General features: G+C 65.8%; 18 protein-coding genes. 13 read left to right on the forward strand and 5 right to left on the reverse strand.

Annotated features, from left to right (window positions below):
- The first annotated feature begins 298 nt into the window (after positions 1–298).
- The 4 genes from I6L33_RS14760 to I6L33_RS14775 are packed head-to-tail and all read left to right on the forward strand — an operon-like array spanning position 299 to position 5,422.
- Positions 299–1,618 carry a lipopolysaccharide biosynthesis protein gene (locus I6L33_RS14760; RefSeq protein WP_216972807.1) on the forward strand — a complete coding sequence of 440 codons (1,320 nt, stop codon included), beginning with the start codon at positions 299–301 and terminating at the stop codon, positions 1,616–1,618.
- Positions 1,606–2,994, forward strand: coding sequence for an O-antigen ligase (locus tag I6L33_RS14765; RefSeq protein WP_216972808.1), 1,389 nt, complete (start codon positions 1,606–1,608; stop codon positions 2,992–2,994). Before I6L33_RS14760 ends, I6L33_RS14765 begins: the two co-directional genes overlap by 13 nt.
- Positions 2,991–4,256, forward strand: coding sequence for a glycosyltransferase family 4 protein (locus I6L33_RS14770; protein ID WP_216972809.1), 1,266 nt, complete (start codon positions 2,991–2,993; stop codon positions 4,254–4,256). The genes I6L33_RS14765 and I6L33_RS14770 overlap by 4 nt, the downstream gene beginning before the upstream one ends.
- Complete coding sequence (locus tag I6L33_RS14775) at positions 4,253–5,422, forward strand: glycosyltransferase family 4 protein (protein WP_216972810.1); 1,170 nt, start codon at positions 4,253–4,255, stop codon at positions 5,420–5,422. Before I6L33_RS14770 ends, I6L33_RS14775 begins: the two co-directional genes overlap by 4 nt.
- 44 nt (positions 5,423–5,466) lie before the next feature.
- Here the strand turns inward: I6L33_RS14775 and I6L33_RS14780 are convergent, their stop codons facing one another.
- The gene (locus I6L33_RS14780; RefSeq protein ID WP_216972811.1) at positions 5,467–6,339 is read right to left on the reverse strand and encodes a LysR family transcriptional regulator; all 873 of its coding nucleotides are present in this window, start codon (positions 6,337–6,339) and stop codon (positions 5,467–5,469) included.
- A gap of 156 nt (positions 6,340–6,495) precedes the next feature.
- Between I6L33_RS14780 and I6L33_RS14785 the strand changes: the two genes are divergently transcribed.
- Both I6L33_RS14785 and I6L33_RS14790 read left to right on the forward strand, forming a co-directional pair.
- Positions 6,496–7,929, forward strand: coding sequence for a glycoside hydrolase family 1 protein (locus tag I6L33_RS14785; protein WP_201876990.1), 1,434 nt, complete (start codon positions 6,496–6,498; stop codon positions 7,927–7,929).
- A 243-nt stretch (positions 7,930–8,172) separates the two neighbouring features.
- On the forward strand, positions 8,173–9,483 hold the full coding sequence (locus I6L33_RS14790; protein WP_195878559.1) for an HD-GYP domain-containing protein: 1,311 nt from the start codon (positions 8,173–8,175) through the stop codon (positions 9,481–9,483).
- Here I6L33_RS14790 and I6L33_RS14795 read toward each other — a convergent pair.
- Entirely contained in the window at positions 9,480–10,235 is a 756-nt protein-coding gene (locus I6L33_RS14795) for an SDR family NAD(P)-dependent oxidoreductase (protein ID WP_216972812.1), read from the reverse strand. The genes I6L33_RS14790 and I6L33_RS14795 overlap by 4 nt on opposite strands.
- A 125-nt stretch (positions 10,236–10,360) precedes the next feature.
- Here I6L33_RS14795 and I6L33_RS14800 point away from each other — a divergent pair, with 125 nt between their 5' ends.
- The 3 genes from I6L33_RS14800 (at position 10,361) to I6L33_RS14810 (ending at position 13,343) form a co-directional block, all read left to right on the forward strand.
- The gene (locus tag I6L33_RS14800; protein ID WP_017764366.1) at positions 10,361–11,314 is read left to right on the forward strand and encodes a LysR family transcriptional regulator; all 954 of its coding nucleotides are present in this window, start codon (positions 10,361–10,363) and stop codon (positions 11,312–11,314) included.
- 160 nt (positions 11,315–11,474) lie between these two features.
- A complete protein-coding gene (gene nfo / locus I6L33_RS14805; protein WP_216972813.1) occupies positions 11,475–12,320 on the forward strand; it encodes a deoxyribonuclease IV in 846 nt (281 codons plus the stop codon).
- A 33-nt stretch (positions 12,321–12,353) separates the two neighbouring features.
- Positions 12,354–13,343 carry a Gfo/Idh/MocA family protein gene (locus tag I6L33_RS14810; protein ID WP_216972814.1) on the forward strand — a complete coding sequence of 330 codons (990 nt, stop codon included), beginning with the start codon at positions 12,354–12,356 and terminating at the stop codon, positions 13,341–13,343.
- A gap of 114 nt (positions 13,344–13,457) precedes the next feature.
- Here I6L33_RS14810 and I6L33_RS14815 read toward each other — a convergent pair whose 3' ends face one another.
- Positions 13,458–14,366, reverse strand: coding sequence for a LysR substrate-binding domain-containing protein (locus tag I6L33_RS14815; protein WP_216972815.1), 909 nt, complete (start codon positions 14,364–14,366; stop codon positions 13,458–13,460).
- 99 nt (positions 14,367–14,465) lie between these two features.
- Here I6L33_RS14815 and I6L33_RS14820 point away from each other — a divergent pair, with 99 nt between their 5' ends.
- The 4 genes from I6L33_RS14820 (at position 14,466) to I6L33_RS14835 (ending at position 18,826) form a co-directional block, all read left to right on the forward strand.
- Positions 14,466–15,446: a TDT family transporter gene (locus I6L33_RS14820; protein WP_010633860.1), complete on the forward strand. Its 981-nt coding sequence runs from the start codon at positions 14,466–14,468 to the stop codon at positions 15,444–15,446.
- A gap of 253 nt (positions 15,447–15,699) precedes the next feature.
- Positions 15,700–16,689 carry a lauroyl-Kdo(2)-lipid IV(A) myristoyltransferase gene (gene lpxM / locus I6L33_RS14825; RefSeq protein WP_017764371.1) on the forward strand — a complete coding sequence of 330 codons (990 nt, stop codon included), beginning with the start codon at positions 15,700–15,702 and terminating at the stop codon, positions 16,687–16,689.
- 170 nt (positions 16,690–16,859) lie between these two features.
- Entirely contained in the window at positions 16,860–17,855 is a 996-nt protein-coding gene (locus I6L33_RS14830; protein WP_215269108.1) for a lauroyl-Kdo(2)-lipid IV(A) myristoyltransferase, read from the forward strand.
- 110 nt (positions 17,856–17,965) lie between these two features.
- Complete coding sequence (locus tag I6L33_RS14835) at positions 17,966–18,826, forward strand: PA4780 family RIO1-like protein kinase (protein ID WP_123246207.1); 861 nt, start codon at positions 17,966–17,968, stop codon at positions 18,824–18,826.
- 51 nt (positions 18,827–18,877) lie between these two features.
- On the opposite strand, the gene I6L33_RS14840 is transcribed toward I6L33_RS14835, so the two are convergent.
- The gene (locus tag I6L33_RS14840) at positions 18,878–19,420 is read right to left on the reverse strand and encodes a GNAT family N-acetyltransferase (RefSeq protein WP_010633864.1); all 543 of its coding nucleotides are present in this window, start codon (positions 19,418–19,420) and stop codon (positions 18,878–18,880) included.
- A complete protein-coding gene (locus tag I6L33_RS14845) occupies positions 19,417–20,655 on the reverse strand; it encodes a GGDEF domain-containing protein (RefSeq protein ID WP_010633865.1) in 1,239 nt (412 codons plus the stop codon). The genes I6L33_RS14840 and I6L33_RS14845 overlap by 4 nt, the downstream gene beginning before the upstream one ends.
- Positions 20,656–20,681: the final 26 nt, after the last annotated feature.

Here is a 20,681-nt window from a genome sequence, read left to right on the forward strand (position 1 = left end):
CCTTGGTTCTGCTGCCGTCATGGCCGACCAGTCAGGCACTAGCAGGGATCGGGCCAACTGACGCTCAGCACGCTGTTGGCTGTCTGCCAGGGGGTTGGATGGTAAGGCGCTGTGCAAATTGCGCCGGCCGGGCTGCAAAACGCAAAAATCAGATTCATTTTGGGCCTGATGTGCGTTGCAGTGAGGGGCGAGAGCGTGACATACAGGGCTGCACGGGGAATTGCACCGGCTGGCGTGCCCCTTGCATTGGCTGACCCCAGATGACCCAAGATCCGTTGCCTGGTGGCTGGGAGGCCCTATGAGACTCGGAGTAAACCAGATAGCCATGCTCTATTACGCCGCCGGCCTCTTGCTGATGAAGGGGATCTCCCTGCTGATGCTGCCGGTGCTGACCCACCTGCTGGCGCCGCGGGAGTATGGCCAGCTGGAGGTGCTCTTGACCATCATCAACCTGGGCTCCCTCATCCTGGGGTTCGGGCTGGTGGACGCCCTCTATCGTTTCGCCGGGATGGCGGCAGATGAGGGCGAGCGTAAGCAGGTGGTGGCGCGGGTGTTCGGCCTGGTCTGGATCATCGCCCTGGCCAGCCTGGTGCTGCTCTGGTGGCTGGCGCCCCTGGTGCAGCGACTGCTGCCAACCGAAACCCGCCTTGCCGATGTGCGCTGGGTGCTCAGTGCCCTGCCGTTCGAGGGGGTGATCGGGGTGCCGCTGGCCTGGCTGCGGATGCGCAATCAGGCCCGTCTCTTCTTCGTGGCCACCGCCGGCAAGGCGGTGATCCAGTCCCTGCTGACCGCCTGGTGGCTCTGGCTTGGCTGGGGAGTGAGCGGAGTGCTCGCCTCCGGCACCCTCACCTGTGTCGCGCTGGCGCTGCTGCTGAGCCTCTGGCAGTGGCGCGATGGTGGCATCCGCTTTGACTGGCAACACTATCGCCCCCTGCTGCGCTATGGCCTGCCGCTGGTGGTGAGCGGGCTGGCGGGCTTTGCCCTGAGCGGGCTGGATCGCTGGCTGCTGGCCGAGCACGTCGGCGAGGCGCTGCTGGCCTACTACGCGGTGGCGGGCAAGCTGGCGCTGGCGGTGGGACTTTTGCTGCAACCCTTCGCCCTCTGGTGGTATCCGCGCCGCTTCATGCTGCTCAGGGAGCCGGATGGCCTGCGCCTCAACGCCCACTACAGCGTGCTCGGCTCCGTGCTGGGGTTTGCCACCGCCGGGGTGGTGGGGCTCACCGCGCCCCTGCTCATTCGCTGGCTCACCCCCGAGAGCTATCACGGGGCCATCGCCTATATCCCGCTGCTGGTGCTGGGGATGGCGGTGCGCAATGTCTCTGACTTGCTCAACGTCGGCTGCTTCAGCGGCGAGGAGAGCAAGGCCCAGATGATTATCAATCTGGGATGCAGTCTGCTCGGCGTCATTGGCTTTTTGCTCGCCATTCCGCACTTCGGGGTGGCCGGGGTGATCTGGACCCTGCTGCTGGTCTACCTGGTGCGGGCGCTCGCCTTCTATCTGGTGAGCCAGCGGTTGCTGCCGCTGCCTTACCGTCTCTCCATGCTGTGGGCGAGCAGTGCCGGCTCCCTTGCCATGATGTGGCTCGGCCAGTGGTGGGCAGGGCAATGGGCCGCCTGAGCCACGCCCTCTGGGGGCTGGCCGCCACCCTGGTGGTGGCCGGACTCTGGTGGCGGCTGCCGCACCCGCTGCTGCTGCCGGTGCTGGGGCTGGCCATTCCCGCCATCTGGTTTGCCCTGCGCTGGCCGTTTCTGATGGTGCTGGGGTTCGTCACCTTCTCGTTTTTCCGGCTGCACGAGGTGTTTCCCCAGCTCTATCCCCTCAAGATCCCTCTGCTCTTCTCGCTGGCGGCGATCGGCGCCCTGATCTGGCACACCCTGCTCACCGGCCGCATCAAGCCCTACTGGAGCCAGCCCCTCAGCTGGTTGACCGCCTTCTTCGTGATGGTCTCCATCGGGGTGCTGTTTGCCAGCAACCGGGGGGAGGCGATCGCCACCTGGACCGGCAGCTACAGCAAGATCTACCTGATGACGCTGGCCACCGCCTGGCTGGTACGCAGGCCGGAGGACTTCGCCCTGGCGGTGCGGGTCTTCGTGGTGGCCGGCTGCATGGTGGCCCTGGTGGCGCTCTACAACAAGAGCAGCGGCATCGGGCTGGTGGAGGGGACCCGGGTCACCATAGGGCGCGAGCTCGGCTCGGTGCTGGGGGATCCCAACGATCTGGCGCTGGTGCTGCTGTTTCCCGCCGGCTTCTCCCTGAGCCTGCTGCTCAACCGGGGCAACGGCCTGGGAGGGCGCATCCTGGGGGCGGTGGGGTTCGTGCTGGTGGCCGCCGCCATCATCGCCACCCAGAGTCGCGGCGGCCTGCTCGGGATCTGCGCGGTGAGCGGCCTCTTTGCCTGGCAGCGGGTGCAGTCGAAAACCCTGCTGATCCTGTGCGGCACCCTGGCGCTCCTGGTGCTGTTCGCCGCCGCCGGGATAAGCGACAGGGCCTCCGGCGGGGCGGCGGAGAGCGGGGTGGATGCCTCGGCCATGGGGCGGCTGTATGCCTGGCAGGCCGCCTGGGGCATGGCGCTGGCCCATCCGCTCATCGGGGTGGGGCTCTCCAACTTCTACTACAACTACTTCTTCTACAGCCCCCACTGGGACGGCCTCAACCACGCGGTGCACTCCACCTGGTTCGGGGTGCTGGCGGAGACCGGCTTCGTGGGGCTGACCCTGTTTGTCGGCATGGTGGCGGTCACCCTCTACCGGGCGTGGCACTGCCGCCTGGATGGCATGCCTCCTGCAGTAGTCACAGCCATGCAGGGGGTGATGGCGAGCATGGTGGGGTTCGTCATCTCGGGGTCCTTCCTGACCCAGGGCTTTACCTGGCCCATCTATCTGGAGCTGTCGCTGGCGGTGGCAGCCATCAAATATGTCCGGCAGGCCAGGGAAGCGGAAATGGCCATGGCCGGGGTGGAGCGGGATAAACAGGAAAAGGGAGCAGAGTCATGAGCGCAACCCCCATTTTGCTGGTGCACTACGGCGAGAACTGGATCCGTGGCAGCGAGCGCTGCCTGCTGGATCTGCTGGCCCACCTCGATCGCAGCCGCTTTGCCCCCCTGCTCTGGTGCAACAGCCAGCAGCTGGCAGAGGAGGCCGCCCTGCTCGGGGTGAAGGCGGTGGTCGAGCCCTTCTCTCTGCTGCTGGGCTGGCAGTCCCCCCGCTTCGATCTGGCCGCCCACCGCTCCTTGTGCCAGCGGGCGCAGGCGCTGATAAGCGAGCACGGCATCACCCTGGTGCACGCCAACAGCGCCGCCCCCTGCCAGTGGCTGGCCGGGGTGTGCCGCAAGATGAAGGTGCCCCTGGTGTGCCATCTGCACGCCCGTTATCAGCCCAGAGACAGGTTCACCCTGCGGGTGCATCAGGCCAACGTGCTGATCGGGGTAAGCCAGCCGGTGCTGGCCCCCTGGCGGGAGGATGGCTGCGAGCACACCCGGCTGGTCCACATCGCCAACGGCGTGGATGAGATGCGGCTCAATCGGGGTGAGCCCTGGCCCGTCAGCAGCCTGCCCGGGCTGCCGTCGGGGGAGCTGATCCTGGCCACCATAGGGTCGCTGATCAAACGCAAGGGGGTGGACCTGCTGATCCGCTCCCTGGCCGAGCTCTGCGCTCAGGGGGGCAAGGCGCAGCTGCTGGTTGTCGGCAGCGGCCCCGAACTGGCCGCGCTCACGGCATTGGCCGCTGAGCTGGGGGTGGCCGAGCGGGTGCACTTTCTCGGCGAGCGGCCTGACAGCGCCGCCATCCTGCGCGGCGGGGTGGATCTGCTGGTCTCCGGTGCCCGTGAGGAGGTGTTCGGCCTGACCCTGGCCGAGGCCGGCACCCTGGGGCTGCCGGTCAGTGCCTATCGGGTGGGGGGGATCCCTGAGGTGGTGGAACACACGGTGACGGGCCTTCTGGCCGATCCCGGCGACTGGCGCCAGATGGCTGCCCACTGGCAGCGGCTGGGCGATGCCGGATTGCGCTACCGGCTGGGGCGGGCGGGGCAATTGCGCGCCAGCCAGCTGTTCACGGTCAAACGCTATGTGGATAAGGTGAGCGAGCTCTGGTCGGCGACCCTCTCGGGGCGCTGGGACAATCCCGAGCTCCCCCCCTACGGGCGCATGGTGCGCTGGCTCGGCCAGCGGCTGCTGGCCAGGGTGGGTCTGGCGGGGGAAGGGGGGCTGCTTGGCGGGCGCAGGGCGGCGATCGGGTCGGATGAAGGAGCACCATCATGAAGCCGCACCATGAGTCGACTGCTGGCAAGGCCGGGCAGGGGGAGACGCTGCTGGTGGTGGATCCCATCTCTTTTCGCGGCGGCTCCAAGGTGGCCACCGAGGTGATCCTGGCGGGGCTGGCCGACCGCCTGCCGGCCCTGGCGCTGCATGTCCTGACGCCGGACTTGGACTCCTGGCCCGGATGTCGTCACCATTCGCTCTGGGTGCCCGCCTTGCTGCGGGGGCGCGAGTCGGGCCTGGGGTATCTGCTCAAGCAGGGGTGGCAGAGCCTGATGATCCTCTGGCTGATATGGCGGCTGGGGGAGGTACGCGGCCTGCTGGCGGCCTCCGGCCCCGGGGTGGATCTCTGCTGCTACTGGGCGGCTCGGATCGCGGGGATCCCGGTGGTGCAGCTTATTCACGGCCCGGTGGGCTGCTCCGGCATGTCGGCAAGGGCCCTGTGGCGCGCCAGCCAGGTCTTCTATCTGGAGGCCGCCCGCCCTTCGCTCTCGGCCCTGATTGCCCGCCTTGGCGAGCGCGACTTCCCGTCCCGCTGGCAGCCCTTCATCAACGGCCTGTGCGAGGCGAGCTGGCCCACGGCCACGACCGGCGGATCCGGCATCTTGTGGGCCGCCTCCTTGCTCAAGTGGAAAGGGCTGGAGACCATGCTGGCGGCGCATCAGCAGCTTGCCGAGCCCCGTGCGCCGCTGACCGTCTGCTATCTGCAACCGCGAAACATACTGCAACCTTGTAGCGAACCCCGGCCAGAGCTGCCCGATACCCGCTGGCATGAAAACCCCGGCAACCTTGACGAGATCAGGGCCGGCTGCGGCATCTTCGTCTCCACCAGCCATCAGGAGCCCTTTGGCCTCTCCATCCTGGAGGCCATGGCCGCCGGCCTGTGCGTGGTGATCCCGGCGGATGGGGCCTGGTGGGATCGCCACCTGACCGACGGGGTGAACTGCCGCAAATATCAGCCGGACAGCGCCGATGAACTGGCGAGCGTGCTGGCGGCGCTGCAGGAGGCCCCCGCTGTGGCCATGGCCATAGGGGAGAATGCCAGGCTGCATGCGGCGGCGCATTACAAGGCGAGCGCGACGGGCAGAGAGATGGTGGTGGGGCTGGCACGACTGCTTGAGCGGGCCGAGCCTGAGTGCGCCGCGAAGCGCCCTAGCACGGCGCTGTAGCGGCGCGTCACTCCTAGCATCGCGGCCTTGCCCGGGCCTTGACCTTATGGCAGGTCCGGCTCGCTCATGCTGGCGACTGTCTGCCAGAAGGCGTCGATGAGAGGCCCCTTGCTGTGGGCTGGGCGAATAAGGCCTATGGTCCAGCAGGCTTCCCCCTCGGTCAGCGGCAGGGTCAGCACGTCCGGGTGCTCTATGGTGGTGGAGGAGGGCACCAGGGTCCAGGCGATATCGGCGGCGGCGGTGGCGACCCCGGCGGCGAAGTCGTTGACGTACTGGATATCGCGAAAACGCAGCCCGCTCTGGGCCAGGTAGTGCATCAGGTGATCGTAAAACGAGGGGGCCTTGTCCCGGCGCAGGATGGCCAGCGGTTTGTCCACCAGATCAGCCAGCTTGCTCACGCCGGCGTAACTGGCGGGCAGCACGGCGACAAAATGGGCCCGCACCATCGGCAGACACGGCCACCCCTTGGGGGCGGGCAGGCGGCAGAAGCCGAGATCCAGCTTGCCTTCGCTCAGTGCCAGCAACTGATGGTGGGTGGAGAGATCGTTGAGCTCTATGGTCACCTGGGGGCGTTCGGCCCGAAATTGCGCGATGGCGGCGGGCACCAGCAGCTTGGTGGCGACCCCGAAGCCGATGCGCAGGGTGCCGCTGTTGCCGGCTAGCACGTCGCGGGCACTGCGTGCTAGCTGCTCGCTGGCCGCCACCAAGGCGCGGGCATCCTCATAGAGGGCGCGTCCCAGCACGGTGAGACGGGTGCTGCTTGCGTTGCGTTCGAACAGCTCGCCGCCCAGCTCCTCTTCCAGCCGGCGGATCTGCTTGCTCAGCGCCGACTGGGTGACGTGCTGGCGCACCGCCGCCTGACCGAAGTGCAATACCTCCCCCAGGGTGACGAAGGCCTTCAGATCCCGCAACTCCATGTCGGCTCCTGTGATTCCTGTTTGGAATGTTGAATGGTTAAATTTGTCATTGGACGGAATTTTAGAACTGTTCGATGCTAATGCCAATTCCATTGGGCACCGCCAGTCGGTGCGATCAAGGTGGCCAGCCCACCGCCGCAGAAGGAGCAACCCCAGATGCATCACCACAAATTCAACGACTTCCCGAAAGATTTTCTGTGGGGCGCCGCCTCCGCCGCCTATCAGGTGGAAGGGGGCTGGGACGCCGATGGCAAGGGGCCCTCGGTGTGGGATCTGTTCACCAAGCTGCCGGGCAAGACCTTTGAGGGGAGCAACGGCGACGTGGCGGTGGATCACTACCACCGCATGGAGGAGGACGTGGCGCTGATGGCCGAGATGGGGCTCAAGGCCTACCGCTTCTCGGTGAGCTGGCCGCGTATCTACCCGACCGGCCGTGGCGAGGTGAACGAGGCGGGGCTCGCCTTCTATGAAAAACTCATCGATACCCTGCTGGCCCACCAGATTGAGCCGGTGCTCACCCTCTATCACTGGGACCTGCCCCAGGCGCTGCAGGATGAATACGGCGGCTGGGAAGACAGACGCATCATCGCCGATTTCGAGCGCTACTGCGTGACCCTCTACCAGCGTTTTGCCGGCAAGGTGAAGTACTGGGTGTCGCTCAACGAGCAGAACTACAACCTGACCAACGCCTATCAGCTCGGCACCCATCCGCCCGCGGTGCAGGATCGCAAGCGCTTCTTTGCCGCCAACCACATCGCGTTTCTGGCCAACGCCCGGGTCATAAAGGCGTTTCGCCAGCACGTGCCGGGGGGACTGATCGGCCCAAGCTTTGCGTATTCTCCCGCCTATCCGGCCTCGTGCGATCCCAAAGACATGCTGGCTTACGAGAATGCCGAGGAGTTCACCAACCTCTGGTGGCTGGATGCCTACTGCTTCGGCCGCTACCCCCAGGCGGCGCTCGCCTATTTGCGGGAAACCGGCGAGGCGCCCCAGATCCTGCCGGGCGATCTCGAGCTGTTGCGGGAAGGAACCCCCGACTACATAGGCGTCAACTACTACTACACCCTGACCTATACCGACAACCCGCTCGGCGGCCAGACGATGCAGCGCATCAACACCACGGGCAAGAAGGGCACTACGCCGCCAAGCGGCATTCCCGGCCTCTACAAGACGGCCCCCAACCCGCACCTGGAGACCAGCAACTGGGACTGGGCCATCGATCCGACCGGGATGCGCATCGCCCTGCGCCGGCTCTCCTCCCGTTACGGCCTGCCGCTGATGATCACCGAGAACGGCCTCGGCGAGTTCGACAAGCTGGTAGAGGGAGATCGGGTGCACGACGACTACCGCATCGACTATCTGCGCAGCCACGTCAAGGCGTGCCAGGAGGCGCTGCAGGACGGGGTGGAGCTGCTGGGCTATTGCGCCTGGTCGTTCACCGACATCCTGAGCTGGCTCAACGGCTACCAGAAGCGCTACGGCTTCGTCTATGTTGAGCGGGACGAGCAGGGGGGCTCCCTGCGCCGGCTCAAGAAGGACAGCTTCTACTGGTACCAGACAGTGATAAGCTCGGGCGGCAAGACACTGTAACCAAATCCATCCCCTCGACGGGCCCCGCCAACTGGCGGGGCCCGTTTTTTTGTCCGTCTGCCGGGCCGACCCACGCCGCATCCAGGCATGGCACTTGCCGGATTGATCCAACTCATCTTTTTATCAATTAGCGTGTGCGGATGGCGGCTGCAAACCGGCGGGAGGGGCAATCTGGTTTAGATTCAATATGTTTACGCGGCCCCGAAGAGGGATCTATCACCTTGGCAGAGGTGGAAGCGCATCATGCACCACAACAGCTCTCATCCCCGCTGCGGCGGGCTGGTTGCCCAGCAGGTTGATTTGCGCCAGCTGGTATACGCCCTGTCGGCGTCGCTGGATTTGGTCGGCATCGGCGATGTGGCACACGGCAAGCGGGTCGGCATCATGGCCGCCGAGTGTGGCAAGGCACTGGGGGCCGGTGAGAGCGAGCAGGCCTGCCTGTTCGAGCTGGGGGTGCTGCACGACATCGGCGTCTCCTCCACCTTCATCCACAGCCATCTGGTCAGCGAGTTCGACTGGGAGTCTTCCCAGCGTCATTGCGAGGTCGGTTACGATCTGCTCAAGGATTTCCCGCCGCTGGCCCCGCTGGCGGAGCCCATCCGCTATCACCACACCCACTGGCATCAACTTGTTCGGCAGCAGGGGGTGACGGCCACGGTGCGGCGCCAGGCCAACCTCATCTTTCTGGTGGACCGGGTCGATGCCCTGGCGGCCCCGCATTATGGGGACGGCTCCCTGCTGATGCACACCCAGGAGATCCGGCAGCGGATCGAGGCGTGCGCCGGCGAGTTCTTCGACCCCGAGCTGGTGGCGGCCTTTTTGCGGGCCTCCCTGCCGGAGGCGTTCTGGCTGCAGCTGGAGGGGCGCGCCATCACCGACTACATGCGCGGCATGCTGAGCGAGCGGGAGCCCTGCCTCACCAGCAACGGCGAGCTTAAGCAGCTGGCGCGCATCTTTTCGGCCATCGTCGATGCCAAGAGCCCCTTCACCGTGGCCCACTCCCTCGGGGTGGCCAGGCTGGCGCGGCGGCTGGCCCAATGGATGGGGATTGAGGAGGGACGCTGCGAGCAGCTGGAGATCGCCGGGCTGCTGCACGATCTCGGCAAGCTGCGGGTACCCGACGAGATCCTCGACAAGGCGGGAAAACTCGATGAGCGGGAGCGGGCCATCATCAACACCCACAGCTTTGAAACCTATCAGATTTTGCGCCACATCGACGGCTTCGAGGAGATTGCCCTGTGGGCCTCCTATCACCACGAGGAGCCCAATGGCTGCGGCTATCCTTTCCACCTGACCGCCGAGGCGATGCCGCTGGAGGCGAGGATCCTGCGGGTGGCCGACATCTTCCAGGCCATGGTGCAGCACAGACCCTACCGGGCGGGGCTGAGCGCCGACGCGGCGCTCGCATTCTTGCAACAGCTGGCGAGCCAGGGGCGGGTCGATGTCGACGCCGTGGCTACCCTGGCGGCGCACCTGCCCGAGGCCCATCAGGCCGCCAGCGGTCAGACGCAGGCGGCCCAGAGAGATCTCGGCGTCGGTGAGCGGACGCCTTAGAGGAACATGCCGCCGGAGGCCTCGATGCGCTGGGCATTGATCCAGCGGCTGTCGGGGGAGAGCAGGGCGGCGATGACGCCGCCGATGTCCTCCGGCTGGCCCACCCGACCCAGCGCGGTCTGGCTGGCGATGAAGTCGTTGACCGCCTGATTGTCCCGCACCACACCCCCGCCAAAATCGGTCTCGATGGCCCCCGGCGCCACCACGTTGACGGCGATGCCGCGCGGCCCCAGCTCCTTGGCCAGATAGCGGGTCAGCACCTCGACCCCTCCCTTCATGGCCGCATAGGCGGCATAACCGGGCAGCGCGAAGCGGGTCAGTCCGCTCGACAGGTTGAGGATGCGCCCGCCATCGCGCAGAAGCGGCAGCAGCTGCTGGGTCAGAAAGAAAACCCCCTTGAGGTGAATGTTGAACAGGGTGTCGAACTGCTGCTCGCTGGTCTGCTCGATTCTGGCGTGAATGCCGATGCCGGCGTTGTTGACCAGAAAATCGAACCGATCTCGCTGCCACGCGCCCAGCTGCTCGCGCACCTGGCTGGCGAAAGCGGCAAAGCTGCTGCTGTCGGCCACATCGAGGGGCAGGGCATGGGCCCTGACGCCGAGGGCGGTCGCCTCGGCCACCACGGCCGCTGCCTCTTCGGCCTGACTGCGATAGGTGATGATGAGGTCGACGCCGCGGGCGGCGAGGGCCAGCGCCGCCTGTTTGCCAAGGCCGCGGCTGGCGCCGGTGATGAGTGCGATGGGATGGGTCATGAGAGGACTCCTGTCTATGGTCATGGGCTCGGGGTGAGCCGGTGTGATCACTCTATTGCCCGTTGTTGATTGGATAAATAAGGCGATAATGAATGCACTGTTCCGATTAGCGAGACAATGGCGGCATGGATCAACTGGATGCGATGAGGATGTTTGTGCGGGTGGCGGAGCTGGAGAGCTTTACCCGCAGTGCCGAACAGTTAGGAGTCCCCAAGGCGACGCTCTCGGCGGCCATCCGCCGGCTGGAGGAGCAGATGGGCACCCGCTTGCTGCAGCGCACCACCCGGCGGGTGCAGCTGACCACGGATGGCCGGCTCTGTTACGCCCGTTGTCAGGATCTGCTGGCAGACATGGAGGAGTTCAACGGGCTGTTTCGCCAGCAGGGGCAGCTGAGCGGCCAGCTGCGAGTGGACATGCCGGGCCGGATGGCCCGCCATCTGGTGATGCCGGCGCTGCCCGCCTTTCTGGCGGCGCATCCCGCCTTGCAGTTGATGCTGAGCAGCACGGACCGGCGGGTCGACCTGGTGCGGGAGGGGTTTGACTGCGTGATCCGGGTCGGGGCGCTCGAGCCCTCCAGCCTGGTGGCGCGCCCCCTCGGCCATTACCGCCAGATCAACTGTGCCAGCGCCGCCTACCTGGCCCGCTACGGAACGCCCCGCAGCCTGAGCGAGCTGAGCGGCCATCGGCTGGTGCACTACGGCAGCAGCAGCGGGCCCAGAGAGAGCGGTTTCGAGTATCTGCAGGCGGATGGCTCGCGCGCCGTGCTGGCGATGAGCGGGGCGCTCACGGTGAACGACAGCGAATCCTATCTGGCGGCGGCGCTGGCCGGGCTTGGCATCATCCAGCAGCCGCGAGTCGGGGTGGAGCCACTGCTGGCCAGCGGCGAGCTGGTGGCCATCCTGCCAAAGTGGCAGGCGCCCCCGCTGCCCATTCACGCCCTCTATGCCCATCGCCGTCAGCTGGCCCCTAGGGTGCAGGCCTTCATTCAGTGGTTGAGCGGCATCCTGGCGTCAGCGCTGGGCCCTGACGGCCCGCGCGATGGCCTGGCGACGCGGGCAGGGATGGACGCGGCCGATTGATGGTTTGATGCTAATCCCCACCTGCGGCGGGTCTCTCTATGGCTGCCATCGACAATCCCGGTTTGGCGCCGGCCGGGTGGCTTGGCATAATGACGCCCCACACGGGTTGGCCGCCCCTTTGCGGTGTGGCCGGCCCCAGCAACAGTGCAGAGGAGATGTGATGAAATTTATCGGAGCCCACGTCAGTGCGGCCGGCGGGGTGGAGAACACCATCGCCCGCGCCCAGGCCATCGGGGCCAACGCCTTCGCCCTGTTTACCAAGAACCAGCGCCAGTGGCAGGCGGCGCCGCTCTCCGAGACCAGCATTCGCGCCTTCAAGCAGGCCTGCGAGAAGGGGGGCTTTCGCCCCGAGCAGATCCTGCCCCACGACAGCTACCTCATCAATCTGGGTCATCCCGACCCCGATGGCCTCGCCAAGTCCCGCGATGCCTTTCTGGACGAGATGAAGCGCTGTGAACAGCTGGGGCTTTGCTACCTCAATTTTCATCCGGGCAGTCACCTGAAGCAGATCCCGGAGGCGGCCAGCCTCAAGCTGGTGAGCGAATCCATCAACTGGGCGCTGGAGCGCAGCGAAGGGGTGACGGCGGTGATCGAGAACACCGCCGGTCAGGGCACCAACCTCGGCTGGTCGTTCGAGCACCTGGCCACCATCATCGACGGGGTGGAGGACAAGAGCCGGGTTGGCATCTGCTTTGATACCTGCCACGCCTTTGCCGCCGGCTACGATCTGCGTACCGCAGACGCCTGCGCCGCCGTCTTTGCCGAGTTCGACCGGACAGTCGGCTTCAAATATCTAAAAGGGATGCATATCAACGGCGCCAAGTGCACCTTCGGCAGCCGGGTCGATCGTCACCACAGCCTGCGCGAGGGGAACCTGGGAGAGGCGGTGTTCCATCACATCATGAATGATCAGCGCTTCGACGGCATTCCGCTGATCTTGGAGACCATCGACGAGTCCATCTGGGGTGACGAGATCCGCTGGCTGCGCAGCCTGGCGCAGGCATGATGATTGACCGGCAGAGGGCATAAGGAGACAGGGATGCAAGAGAGCACAAGCGAGCAGCCGCTGCGCTGGGGTATTGCCGGCGCGGGGGCCATCGCCCGCCGTTTTTGTCAGGATGTGAACGGGCACGCCAGTGGCAGCCGGGTGGTGGCGATCGCCGCCCGTGATCAAGCACGGGCGCAGGCCTTTGCCGACGAACAGGGGTTGCCCCACGCCCATGGCAGCTATCAGGCGCTGGCGGCCAGCCCCCAGGTGGAGGCGGTCTATGTGGCGGTGATCCACCCGGAGCATGCCGCCCTGATCGAACGCATGCTGCTGGCGGGCAAGCACGTGCTGGTGGAAAAGCCGGCGGTGACTCGCGTCGCAGATTGGGATCGGCTGGTACGGCTCGCCGCCGAGCGGGACCTGCTGCTGATGGAGGCGATGAAGGTGATGTGCTTCCCCGCCATGCGCGCATTGCTGGGGCGCCTGTCGGCCCTGCCAGCCCCCGACAGGCTAAAGGCCGCCTTCGGCTCGGTGCAGACGCGGGACGGCAAGCTGTTTGATCCGGCGCTGGATGGCGGCGCCGCCTGGGATGTGGGGGTCTACCCGCTCTGGCTCTATGCCGCCCTCTGTCACCAGCTGGGGCTGGCGGCGGGTGAGCCCGAGGTCACGCTGTCTCGCCGTGAGGGCGAGGTGGATGAAGCCGCCCGCTTTGCTTTCGCCGGCCCGCTCAAGGCCGAGCTGGTTGCCTCCATCGTCGAGGATCTCGACAAGTCGGCCTGGTTGTCCGGGCCCGGCTGGGCGCTGGAGCTGGTGGGCAAGTGGTGGAACCCCCAGCAGATCGTCTGGCTTGGCGGCGCCCCCTTGCCGGCCTGGCCCCACGACATCGCGCTGCCGGTGGCGGGCGGTGGCATGCAGCACGAGGCGGATCACTTTGCCGCCTGCGTGAGGGCGGGCATCACCGACTCCCCCTGGGTGCCGCAGGCACTGACCAGACAGGTGCTGGGCTGGGTCGAGCGGGGATTGCTGCCCGCGAAACGCTGAGTCACAAGGCAGAATGACCAAGAGGGAGAGCCTAGGCTCTCCCTCTTCTATTGCTGCCGATACCTGGCGGCAAGGGCCATGCCGGGCAATAGGCTGCCCGATCATCCCATTGGCTCAGGTGCTGCTGATCTGGCTGGGTAACACGTCCTCCTGGGCGCGGCAAAATTGCAGAAAGCGGCGCAGGGTGGCGGAGTGATACTTCTGCCGGTGCCAGATGAGGGAGAGCTGGCGGGGAAAGCGACGGGCGAGGGGCAGGGCCACCAGACGGCCCGCCTGCAGCCGGTCCGACACCGCCAGGTGAGAGATGAAGGAGATGCCGAGCCCCTTCTCGACTGCCAGCATCACCGCCTCCAGGGTATTTAGCTCGAGCCCCGCCTGCCAGCGCGGCAGCTCGGGCTGGATCTGCTGCTCGAACTGCTCGCGGCTGCCGGACTGGGGCTCGCGCAGCACCCAGGTTTCGTCGCTCAGCTGGGCGAGGGAGAGGCGATGGCGGCCGGCGAGGGGGTGATCGGGCTGGGCCACGATCAGCATCTCGTCGTGGAGCCAGGGCTCGCTGACCAGATCCGGGTGGTGGTTCTCCCCCTCGATCAGCGCCAGATCCAGCTCGAAGTTGGCCAGCAGGTGGCAGAGCTGGTGGGTGTTGGTGATGGTGACCCTGGGCGGTTGTCCCAGCTCCTGCTTGCTGGTGGCGAGCAGGGCCGGCAGCAGGTAGTTGCCTATGGTCTGGCTGGCGCCCAGACGCAGCTGGCCGCTCGGTTCGGCATCCGGGCTGAACAGGGTTTCGATGTCCTGCATCCGGGTCAGCAGCTCTTCGGCCGCCGGTTGCAGCAGGCGTCCCTCGTTGTTGAGCTGCAGCCTGGGGTGAATGCGATCGAACAGCGGGGTGGCGAGCTGACGCTCCAGCTCCTGCAACGACTGGGAGACGGCGCCCTTGCTCAGGCACAGTTCATTGGCGGCCAGCCCCAGATTGCCGTAACGGGCGATGGTGGCAAAGACCTTGAGTTGTTGCAGGGTCAGCTTCATGTTTGGAAATCCTGAACGATTGATTTAATTCATTTAGATATCGTAAACGATGGCCGCTCATTATCCTATGTCCATCGTCTCTCACATGAGGTTTCAGACATGATCGCAAGAACCCGTCAATCCCTGGCCGCTGCTCCGACCCCCATGGCAGGACTGGCGCTCGGGATCGCCAGTCTCGGTTGGTGCTGGGAAAATGCCGGTCACTTCGATGGCCGCCTGCAGTTGCTGGGCGCCGCCGTTGCCGCCGTGCTGCTGGTGATCCTGACCTTCAAGTTTCTGCTGCACCCGCGCCTGCTGTGGCAGGATCTGGCTCACCCGGTGGTCGGCAGCGTGGTGCCCACCTATGCCATGGGCACCATGGTGGTCTCCAAGGCGGTTGGCATGCTCAACGCCGGTCTGGGGGAGGGGCTCTGGCTGTTTGCGGTGCTGCTGCACTTGGGGTTCCTGGCCACCTTCGTCTGGCATCGGGCCAAACAGTTTGAGATCCACCACATGGTGCCGAGCTGGTTCGTGCCGCCGGTGGGGATCATAGTCGCTGACGTCGCTTTTCCGGGCGGCCAGTATGCCGCGCTGGCCAACGGCCTGCTCTGGTTCGGCATGCTCTGCTACGGCCTGATGCTGCCGCTGATGCTCTATCGCCTCATCTTCAGCCATGAGGTACCGGATGCCGCCAAACCGACCATCGCCATCCTGGCGGCACCCGCCAGCCTGTCACTGGCCGGCTACCTGACCGTGAGCGAAGAACCTTCTCTGCTGCTGGTGGCCGTGCTGCTGGGGATCGCCGTGCTGATGACCGGCATCATCTACCTGGCCTTCATCAAGCTGCTGCGTCTGCCGTTCTCGCCGGGCTATGCCGCCTTCACCTTCCCGCTGGTGATCGGTGCCACCGCCCTGTTCAAGGTGAGCCATCTGGTCGAACAGTGGCCCCAGGCGGCCGAGTACGTCGAGCAGATCCGGTTGCTGGCCCATTTCGAACTGGGCGCCGCCACCCTGATCGTCGGTTACGTGGCCCTGCGCTACCTGATGTTCTTCCTGCCGCTGGGCAACGACGAGCTGGCATCCGGCATGGTTCGTCGCTAGGAAATGGCCGCAAGAGGGCCGGGATAAGGGGTTCGGTGAGCAGGTCTGCGCAAGACGGACGCCACCGAACAGATGACGACAAGGCGCTCCACCTCGGGTGGGGCGCTTTTTTTATGCACTTGCCTGCGCAAACCCGCCCGCTTTGTTGGTCCCGACCGGGGTGGCACCTTCGCCAAAGCCATGATGAATTTAACTGGTATTACCTGTCAGGATGAATACAATGCAGCTCCCTTTCCCATGCTTGACCCCATCCATGTCTTCCCATGATCCCGTGTTTGACTCTCGTTTCGAGACCCGATTCCTGCATCCGCGTTACTGGTTCAGCTGGCTGGCGCTTGGCGTGCTGATGCTGCTGGCCTTCGTGCCGGTGAGGCTGCGCGATCGGCTGGCCGCCGCCCTGGCGCCGCTGGTGTTTCGCATCTCGAAAAAGCAGGTCTACATCGCCAGAACCAACCTGGCCCTCTGTTTCCCGCAAAAGAGCGAGGCCGAGCGCGACGCCATCCTGATGACCTCGATCCGGGTCGGCCTCAAGAGCCTGCTCGGCTTTGGCGAGTTCTCGGTGCGCAGCCCCGCCTATCTGATGAAGCGGATGCGGGTCACTGGCTGGGAACATATCGAGGCGGAGCAGGCGGCCGGCAGACCGGTGATCCTGGTGGTGCCCCATAGCTGGCCGGTGGACGCGGCCGGTTACTACTTCACCCGACGCGGGGTGCCCATGTGCACCATGATGAAACGGGCGCGCAACCCGGTGTTCGACTGGCATCTGAACCGTGCTCGTGCCCGCAATGGCTGCCGCGTCTATGAGCGCAGCGCCGGCATCAAGGCGGTGATCCGCACCATCAAGGAGGGGAACAGCTTCTTCTACCTGCCGGATCAGGATCATGGTCGCGAGAAGAGCATCTTCGCTCCCTTCTTCGGTCAGCCCAAGGCAACCCTGCCGGCCCTGCCGCGACTGGTGCAGGTGAGCGGTGCCAAGGCGGTGCCGCTGCTGGCCTGCTATGACGAGGCGCACCACTGCTACCGGCTGGAGATAGACGCCCCCTTTGACAACTATCCCACCGACGATGTGATGGCCGACACCTGCCGGATGAACGACATGGTGCAGCAGCAGCTCAGCCGGGATCCGGGCCAGTACATGTGGTTTCTCAAGATCTTCGACACCCGCGAGGATCAGGTCGGGCTGGATGGCCGCTACGAGGCGGGGATCCAGCGGATCCGTCGCGGGTTGCAGCCGCTCTCCTGATGAGCAATTCCTTGTTGGTACTATGGCCCTGCGGGGCCATTTTTATTGCCCCTCTGCCGGCTGGCAGGGCGAGCAGTCGAGCCGGCGCCTGCCCCAACCGGGCCCGCGCCAGCCCAAAGTGGAAAATTTTGTCAGGATAATTAAAATAACCGTTTATTTTCTATGACTTGATGGCGGCCATGTCCTCACACGATCCGGTTTTCGACACCTCATTTCATCCCCGTCTGCTCCATCCGCGCTGGTGGGGCAGTTGGCTGGCGCTCGGCCTGCTCTGCCTGCTGGGGCTGCTGCCTCATGGTCTGCGTGACCGGTTGGCCGACCGGCTGGCTCCCCCCCTGCTGCGTCTGTCCAAGAAGCAGGCCTATATCGCCGACACCAACCTCAAGATCTGCTTTCCCGAGTTGGATGAGGCGGGCCGTCAGGCCCTGTTGCTCAAATCGATCCGGGTGGGGCTCAAGACCTTCATGGGCTTTGCCGAGCTGACCCTGCGCAGCGCCGATCACCTGGCCGGCCGCATCAAGGTGCGCGGCTGGGAACACATCGAGGCAGAGCAGACCGCCGGCCGGCCGGTGATCCTGGTGGTGCCTCACACCTGGGCGGTGGACATGATAGGCCGCTACTTCGCCATCCGGGGCATGTCCATGTGCACCATGATGAAGAGCGCCAAGGATCAGGTCTTCGACTGGTACATCAACCGCGAGCGGGCCAAGGGGGGCAAGGTGTATGAGCGCAGTGCCGGCATCAAGCCGGCCATCAAGGCGATCCGCGGCGGCGCCAGCTTCTTCTACCTGCCAGATCAGGATCACGGCCGTGAGGCCAGCATCTTCGTGCCCTTCTTCGGCCACCCCAAGGCGACCCTGCCGGCCCTGCCCAAGCTGGTCAAACTGACCGGCGCCAAGGCGGTGCCCATCCTCGCCTGCTATGACGAGGAGGAGGGCTGCTACCGGCTGGAGATCGAGGCCCCCTTCGATCCCTACCCAGGCACCGATCTGGAGGCCGACGTTCGCGCCATGAATGACATGGTGGAGCAGCAGTTGCGCCAGCACCCGGAGCAGTACATGTGGTTTCTCAAGATCTTCGAGACCATGGAGCATCCCCAGGGGCACGAGGGCTTCTACGAAGAGGGCATTAAGCGGATCCGCGGCGACCTGCCCCCCGAAAACTGACGCAACTGAAGGACCGGCGCCCGGGCGCCGGTGGCACGGCACAATCTGGAATAGGCAAGCGCACCGGAAGAGGCTATCTTCGGGGGCGCACACAGGGTGAAAGGGCGGGCATGAAAACTCCAAATCGAATCCAACCTCTGGTTGACGACGGCCTGGTTGACGAGGTGATCAGCCGGCTGATGAGCGGCAAAGAGGCCGATGTTTACGTGGTGCGCTGCGGCGACGAGATCCGCTGCGCCAAGGTGTACAAGGAGGCCGCCAAGCGCAGCTTCAAGCAGGCGGTGGTCTATCAGGAAGGGCGCCGGGTGCGCAGCAGCCGCGATGCCCGCGCCATGGAGAAGGGCTCCAAGTACGGCCGCAAGCAGCACGAAGAGGTGTGGCAGAACACCGAGGTGGATGCCCTGTTCAAGCTGGCCGCCGCCGGCGTGCGGGTGCCACGGCCCTATGTCTGCCTCGACGGCGTGCTCTTGATGGAGCTGGTGACCGATGCCGATGGCAACGTGGCGCCCCGCCTCAACGACGTGGCCCTCAGCCGCGAACAGGCGCTGGCCGACCACGCCAGGGTGATCCGCTACGTGGTGCGCATGCTCTGCGCCGGCCTCATTCACGGCGACCTGTCGGAGTTCAACGTGCTGGTGGATGAAGAGGGGCCCGTCATCATCGACCTGCCCCAGGTGGTGGATGCCGCCGCCAACAACCAGGCGAAGGCCATGCTGGAGCGGGACGTCGACAACATGCGCAACTACTACGGCATGTATGCCCCCGAGCTGCTCAAGACCCGTTACGCCAAGGAGATGTGGGCCCTCTATGAAGATGGCAAGCTCACCCCCGACAGCGAACTGACCGGGTTGTTCGAAGAGAGCAACGAGCGGGTGGATCTTGACGCCGTACTGCACGAAATCGAGAGCGCCGAGGAGGAGGCCCTGGCCCGCCAGGCGCGACTGAAGGCGGAGCAGGAGGAGGGCTACTGACGCCCAGGCTCCTGCAACCAAGAGACGACTGAGCGCCTGCGGGCGCTCTTTTTATGGCTGCGAGTCAACGGCGCCTTGCTGGCGGGCGGGGTGGGGCTGGATTTGGTAAAAGTGCACCCAGCAGCGATCGCCAGCATGGTAGCGGCGATCCAGCCATTGCCCACCGACGCTGGCGATCACCTTGAGCGAGGCGGAATTTGCCTCGTCACAGCTGATGAGCACGGGGCCGGTCAGCATATGGCGTTGCAGCCAGCCGAGCAGGGTGCGGGCCACCCCTTCACCGCGGCGGGAGGGGCGGGTCTCGTAACCTATGTGGCCGAGCCACTGGCGGGTCGCCGGGGTGTCGCCGTGGCGCAGGCGCAAGGTGGCGAGGATCTCTGCCCCCTCGAGGGCAAAGTAGGTGGTGGTGGGCGGGTAGTCCGGCGGCAGGCGCTCGCCAGCGGCATGGGCGAGCAGATCCTGCAGCCACTGATCCGGGTCGAATTGCGCCACCTGATAGAGGGGCAGGCCGGCGGCGCCACACTCGGCCACATAGCGGCGATAGGCGGGGCCATCGGTAGGTTGCGCGGCCCGACACTCGATGACGGCTGTCACGGGTGCAGCTCTGCCGCTTGCAGCAGGCGTGGCTCGCTGTGGTGGGCCTCGCGGATGCAGGCGCGCATGCGCCCGCTCTGCTTGGCGGCATAGAGCGCCTGATCCGCCCGCAGATAGGCCTGCTCGAAGCTCTCTCCCGTCTGCAGCGAGGTCAGCCCTATGCTAAGGCCAATGGGTCCGCCCGCCAGCGGCCGAGTGGCCTCGGTGACTCCCTGCTGCAGGGCGTGACAGTAGCCTGGCAGCGTCTGCGGCGTCTCCATCACCAGCAGCGCCAGCTCGTCGCCGCCGAGGCGCCCGGCCAGTGCCGCCGGCGGCAGGCTCTTCCGGATCACCCGGCCCACCGCCCGTAGCATGGCATCGCCGGCGGGATGGCCGTGGTTGTCGTTGATCTGCTTGAAGTTGTCCAGGTCGATCAGCAGCAGCTGCCAGGGGCGGGCGCTGCGGCAGGCCCGCGCCGCCAGCTGCTGTTCGAAATGGTGGCGGCTGTCCAGTCCGGTCAGGGCATCCTGGTTGGCGCGCCGCTCCAGCTCGCGCTGGGTGGCGAGCATGGCCTGCTGCTGGCGGGTGTGCACCAGGCTCAGCAGGATGAAGCTGCGGGCAATGGTAAAGAGCAGGCTGAGCAAGATCACCGGGCCGAGCAGGGGGTCGGTCAGGCTGGAGGCGGCCGACTCCGGCCACCACTGATGCTTGGCCATCCTGAGCAGCTGCAGAGCCAGTTGCAGGGCGAGCAGCAGGATGGCGAAGCGCAGCACCCGGTAGGCGGGGGCCAGCCGCTGGTAGCGCCAGAGCTGCCACAGCAGCAGGCCAATCTGCAGCGAGAGCACGCCGGAGAGGGTGATGATCCGGCTGTGCACATCGGCTAGCGGTTGCTGCGAGGCCACCAGGGCAAACAGCAGAAAGCCGGCGAGGGCGAGGAGCGGGCAGAGCCAGCCGAAGCGGTCGGCCTCGCGCCGGAAAAAGTGGCGCAGGCCCCGCTCATAGAGCAGCGGGGTGGCAATGATCAGCAGGTTGGTGAGCAGGATATTGGCAAGGGACGTCTCCCCCGTGAGGGGGCGCAGCAGCAGGCAACCAAAGGCGGCGGCGATGGCCAGCTCGCTGGCCGACCAGTAGAGCAGGGCGCGCAGCGGTCGCTGGGTATGCCACAGGTAGGCGAAAATGGCCGCGACCCCGACGTGGGACAGGCTGACAAACAGCACCAGGCTCAGCAACTGGGCCGAGGAAAACAGACTCTGCATCAAGGGTATGGGCTCTTCCTGCCGGT

The organism is Aeromonas sp. FDAARGOS 1403, assembly GCF_019047325.1.
Classification (GTDB): Bacteria; Pseudomonadota; Gammaproteobacteria; order Enterobacterales; family Aeromonadaceae; genus Aeromonas; species Aeromonas dhakensis.

Coding starts and splice junctions, on each gene's coding strand:
- I6L33_RS14760 (WP_216972807.1), top strand. CDS start 299: ATGAGACTCGGAGTAAACCAGATAGCCATGCTCTATTACGCCGCCGGC.
- I6L33_RS14765 (WP_216972808.1), top strand. CDS start 1,606: ATGGGCCGCCTGAGCCACGCCCTCTGGGGGCTGGCCGCCACCCTGGTG.
- I6L33_RS14770 (WP_216972809.1), top strand. CDS start 2,991: ATGAGCGCAACCCCCATTTTGCTGGTGCACTACGGCGAGAACTGGATC.
- I6L33_RS14775 (WP_216972810.1), top strand. CDS start 4,253: ATGAAGCCGCACCATGAGTCGACTGCTGGCAAGGCCGGGCAGGGGGAG.
- I6L33_RS14780 (WP_216972811.1), bottom strand. CDS start 6,339: ATGGAGTTGCGGGATCTGAAGGCCTTCGTCACCCTGGGGGAGGTATTG.
- I6L33_RS14785 (WP_201876990.1), top strand. CDS start 6,496: ATGCATCACCACAAATTCAACGACTTCCCGAAAGATTTTCTGTGGGGC.
- I6L33_RS14790 (WP_195878559.1), top strand. CDS start 8,173: ATGCACCACAACAGCTCTCATCCCCGCTGCGGCGGGCTGGTTGCCCAG.
- I6L33_RS14795 (WP_216972812.1), bottom strand. CDS start 10,235: ATGACCCATCCCATCGCACTCATCACCGGCGCCAGCCGCGGCCTTGGC.
- I6L33_RS14800 (WP_017764366.1), top strand. CDS start 10,361: ATGGATCAACTGGATGCGATGAGGATGTTTGTGCGGGTGGCGGAGCTG.
- nfo (WP_216972813.1), top strand. CDS start 11,475: ATGAAATTTATCGGAGCCCACGTCAGTGCGGCCGGCGGGGTGGAGAAC.
- I6L33_RS14810 (WP_216972814.1), top strand. CDS start 12,354: ATGCAAGAGAGCACAAGCGAGCAGCCGCTGCGCTGGGGTATTGCCGGC.
- I6L33_RS14815 (WP_216972815.1), bottom strand. CDS start 14,366: ATGAAGCTGACCCTGCAACAACTCAAGGTCTTTGCCACCATCGCCCGT.
- I6L33_RS14820 (WP_010633860.1), top strand. CDS start 14,466: ATGATCGCAAGAACCCGTCAATCCCTGGCCGCTGCTCCGACCCCCATG.
- lpxM (WP_017764371.1), top strand. CDS start 15,700: ATGTCTTCCCATGATCCCGTGTTTGACTCTCGTTTCGAGACCCGATTC.
- I6L33_RS14830 (WP_215269108.1), top strand. CDS start 16,860: ATGGCGGCCATGTCCTCACACGATCCGGTTTTCGACACCTCATTTCAT.
- I6L33_RS14835 (WP_123246207.1), top strand. CDS start 17,966: ATGAAAACTCCAAATCGAATCCAACCTCTGGTTGACGACGGCCTGGTT.
- I6L33_RS14845 (WP_010633865.1), bottom strand. CDS start 20,655: ATGCAGAGTCTGTTTTCCTCGGCCCAGTTGCTGAGCCTGGTGCTGTTT.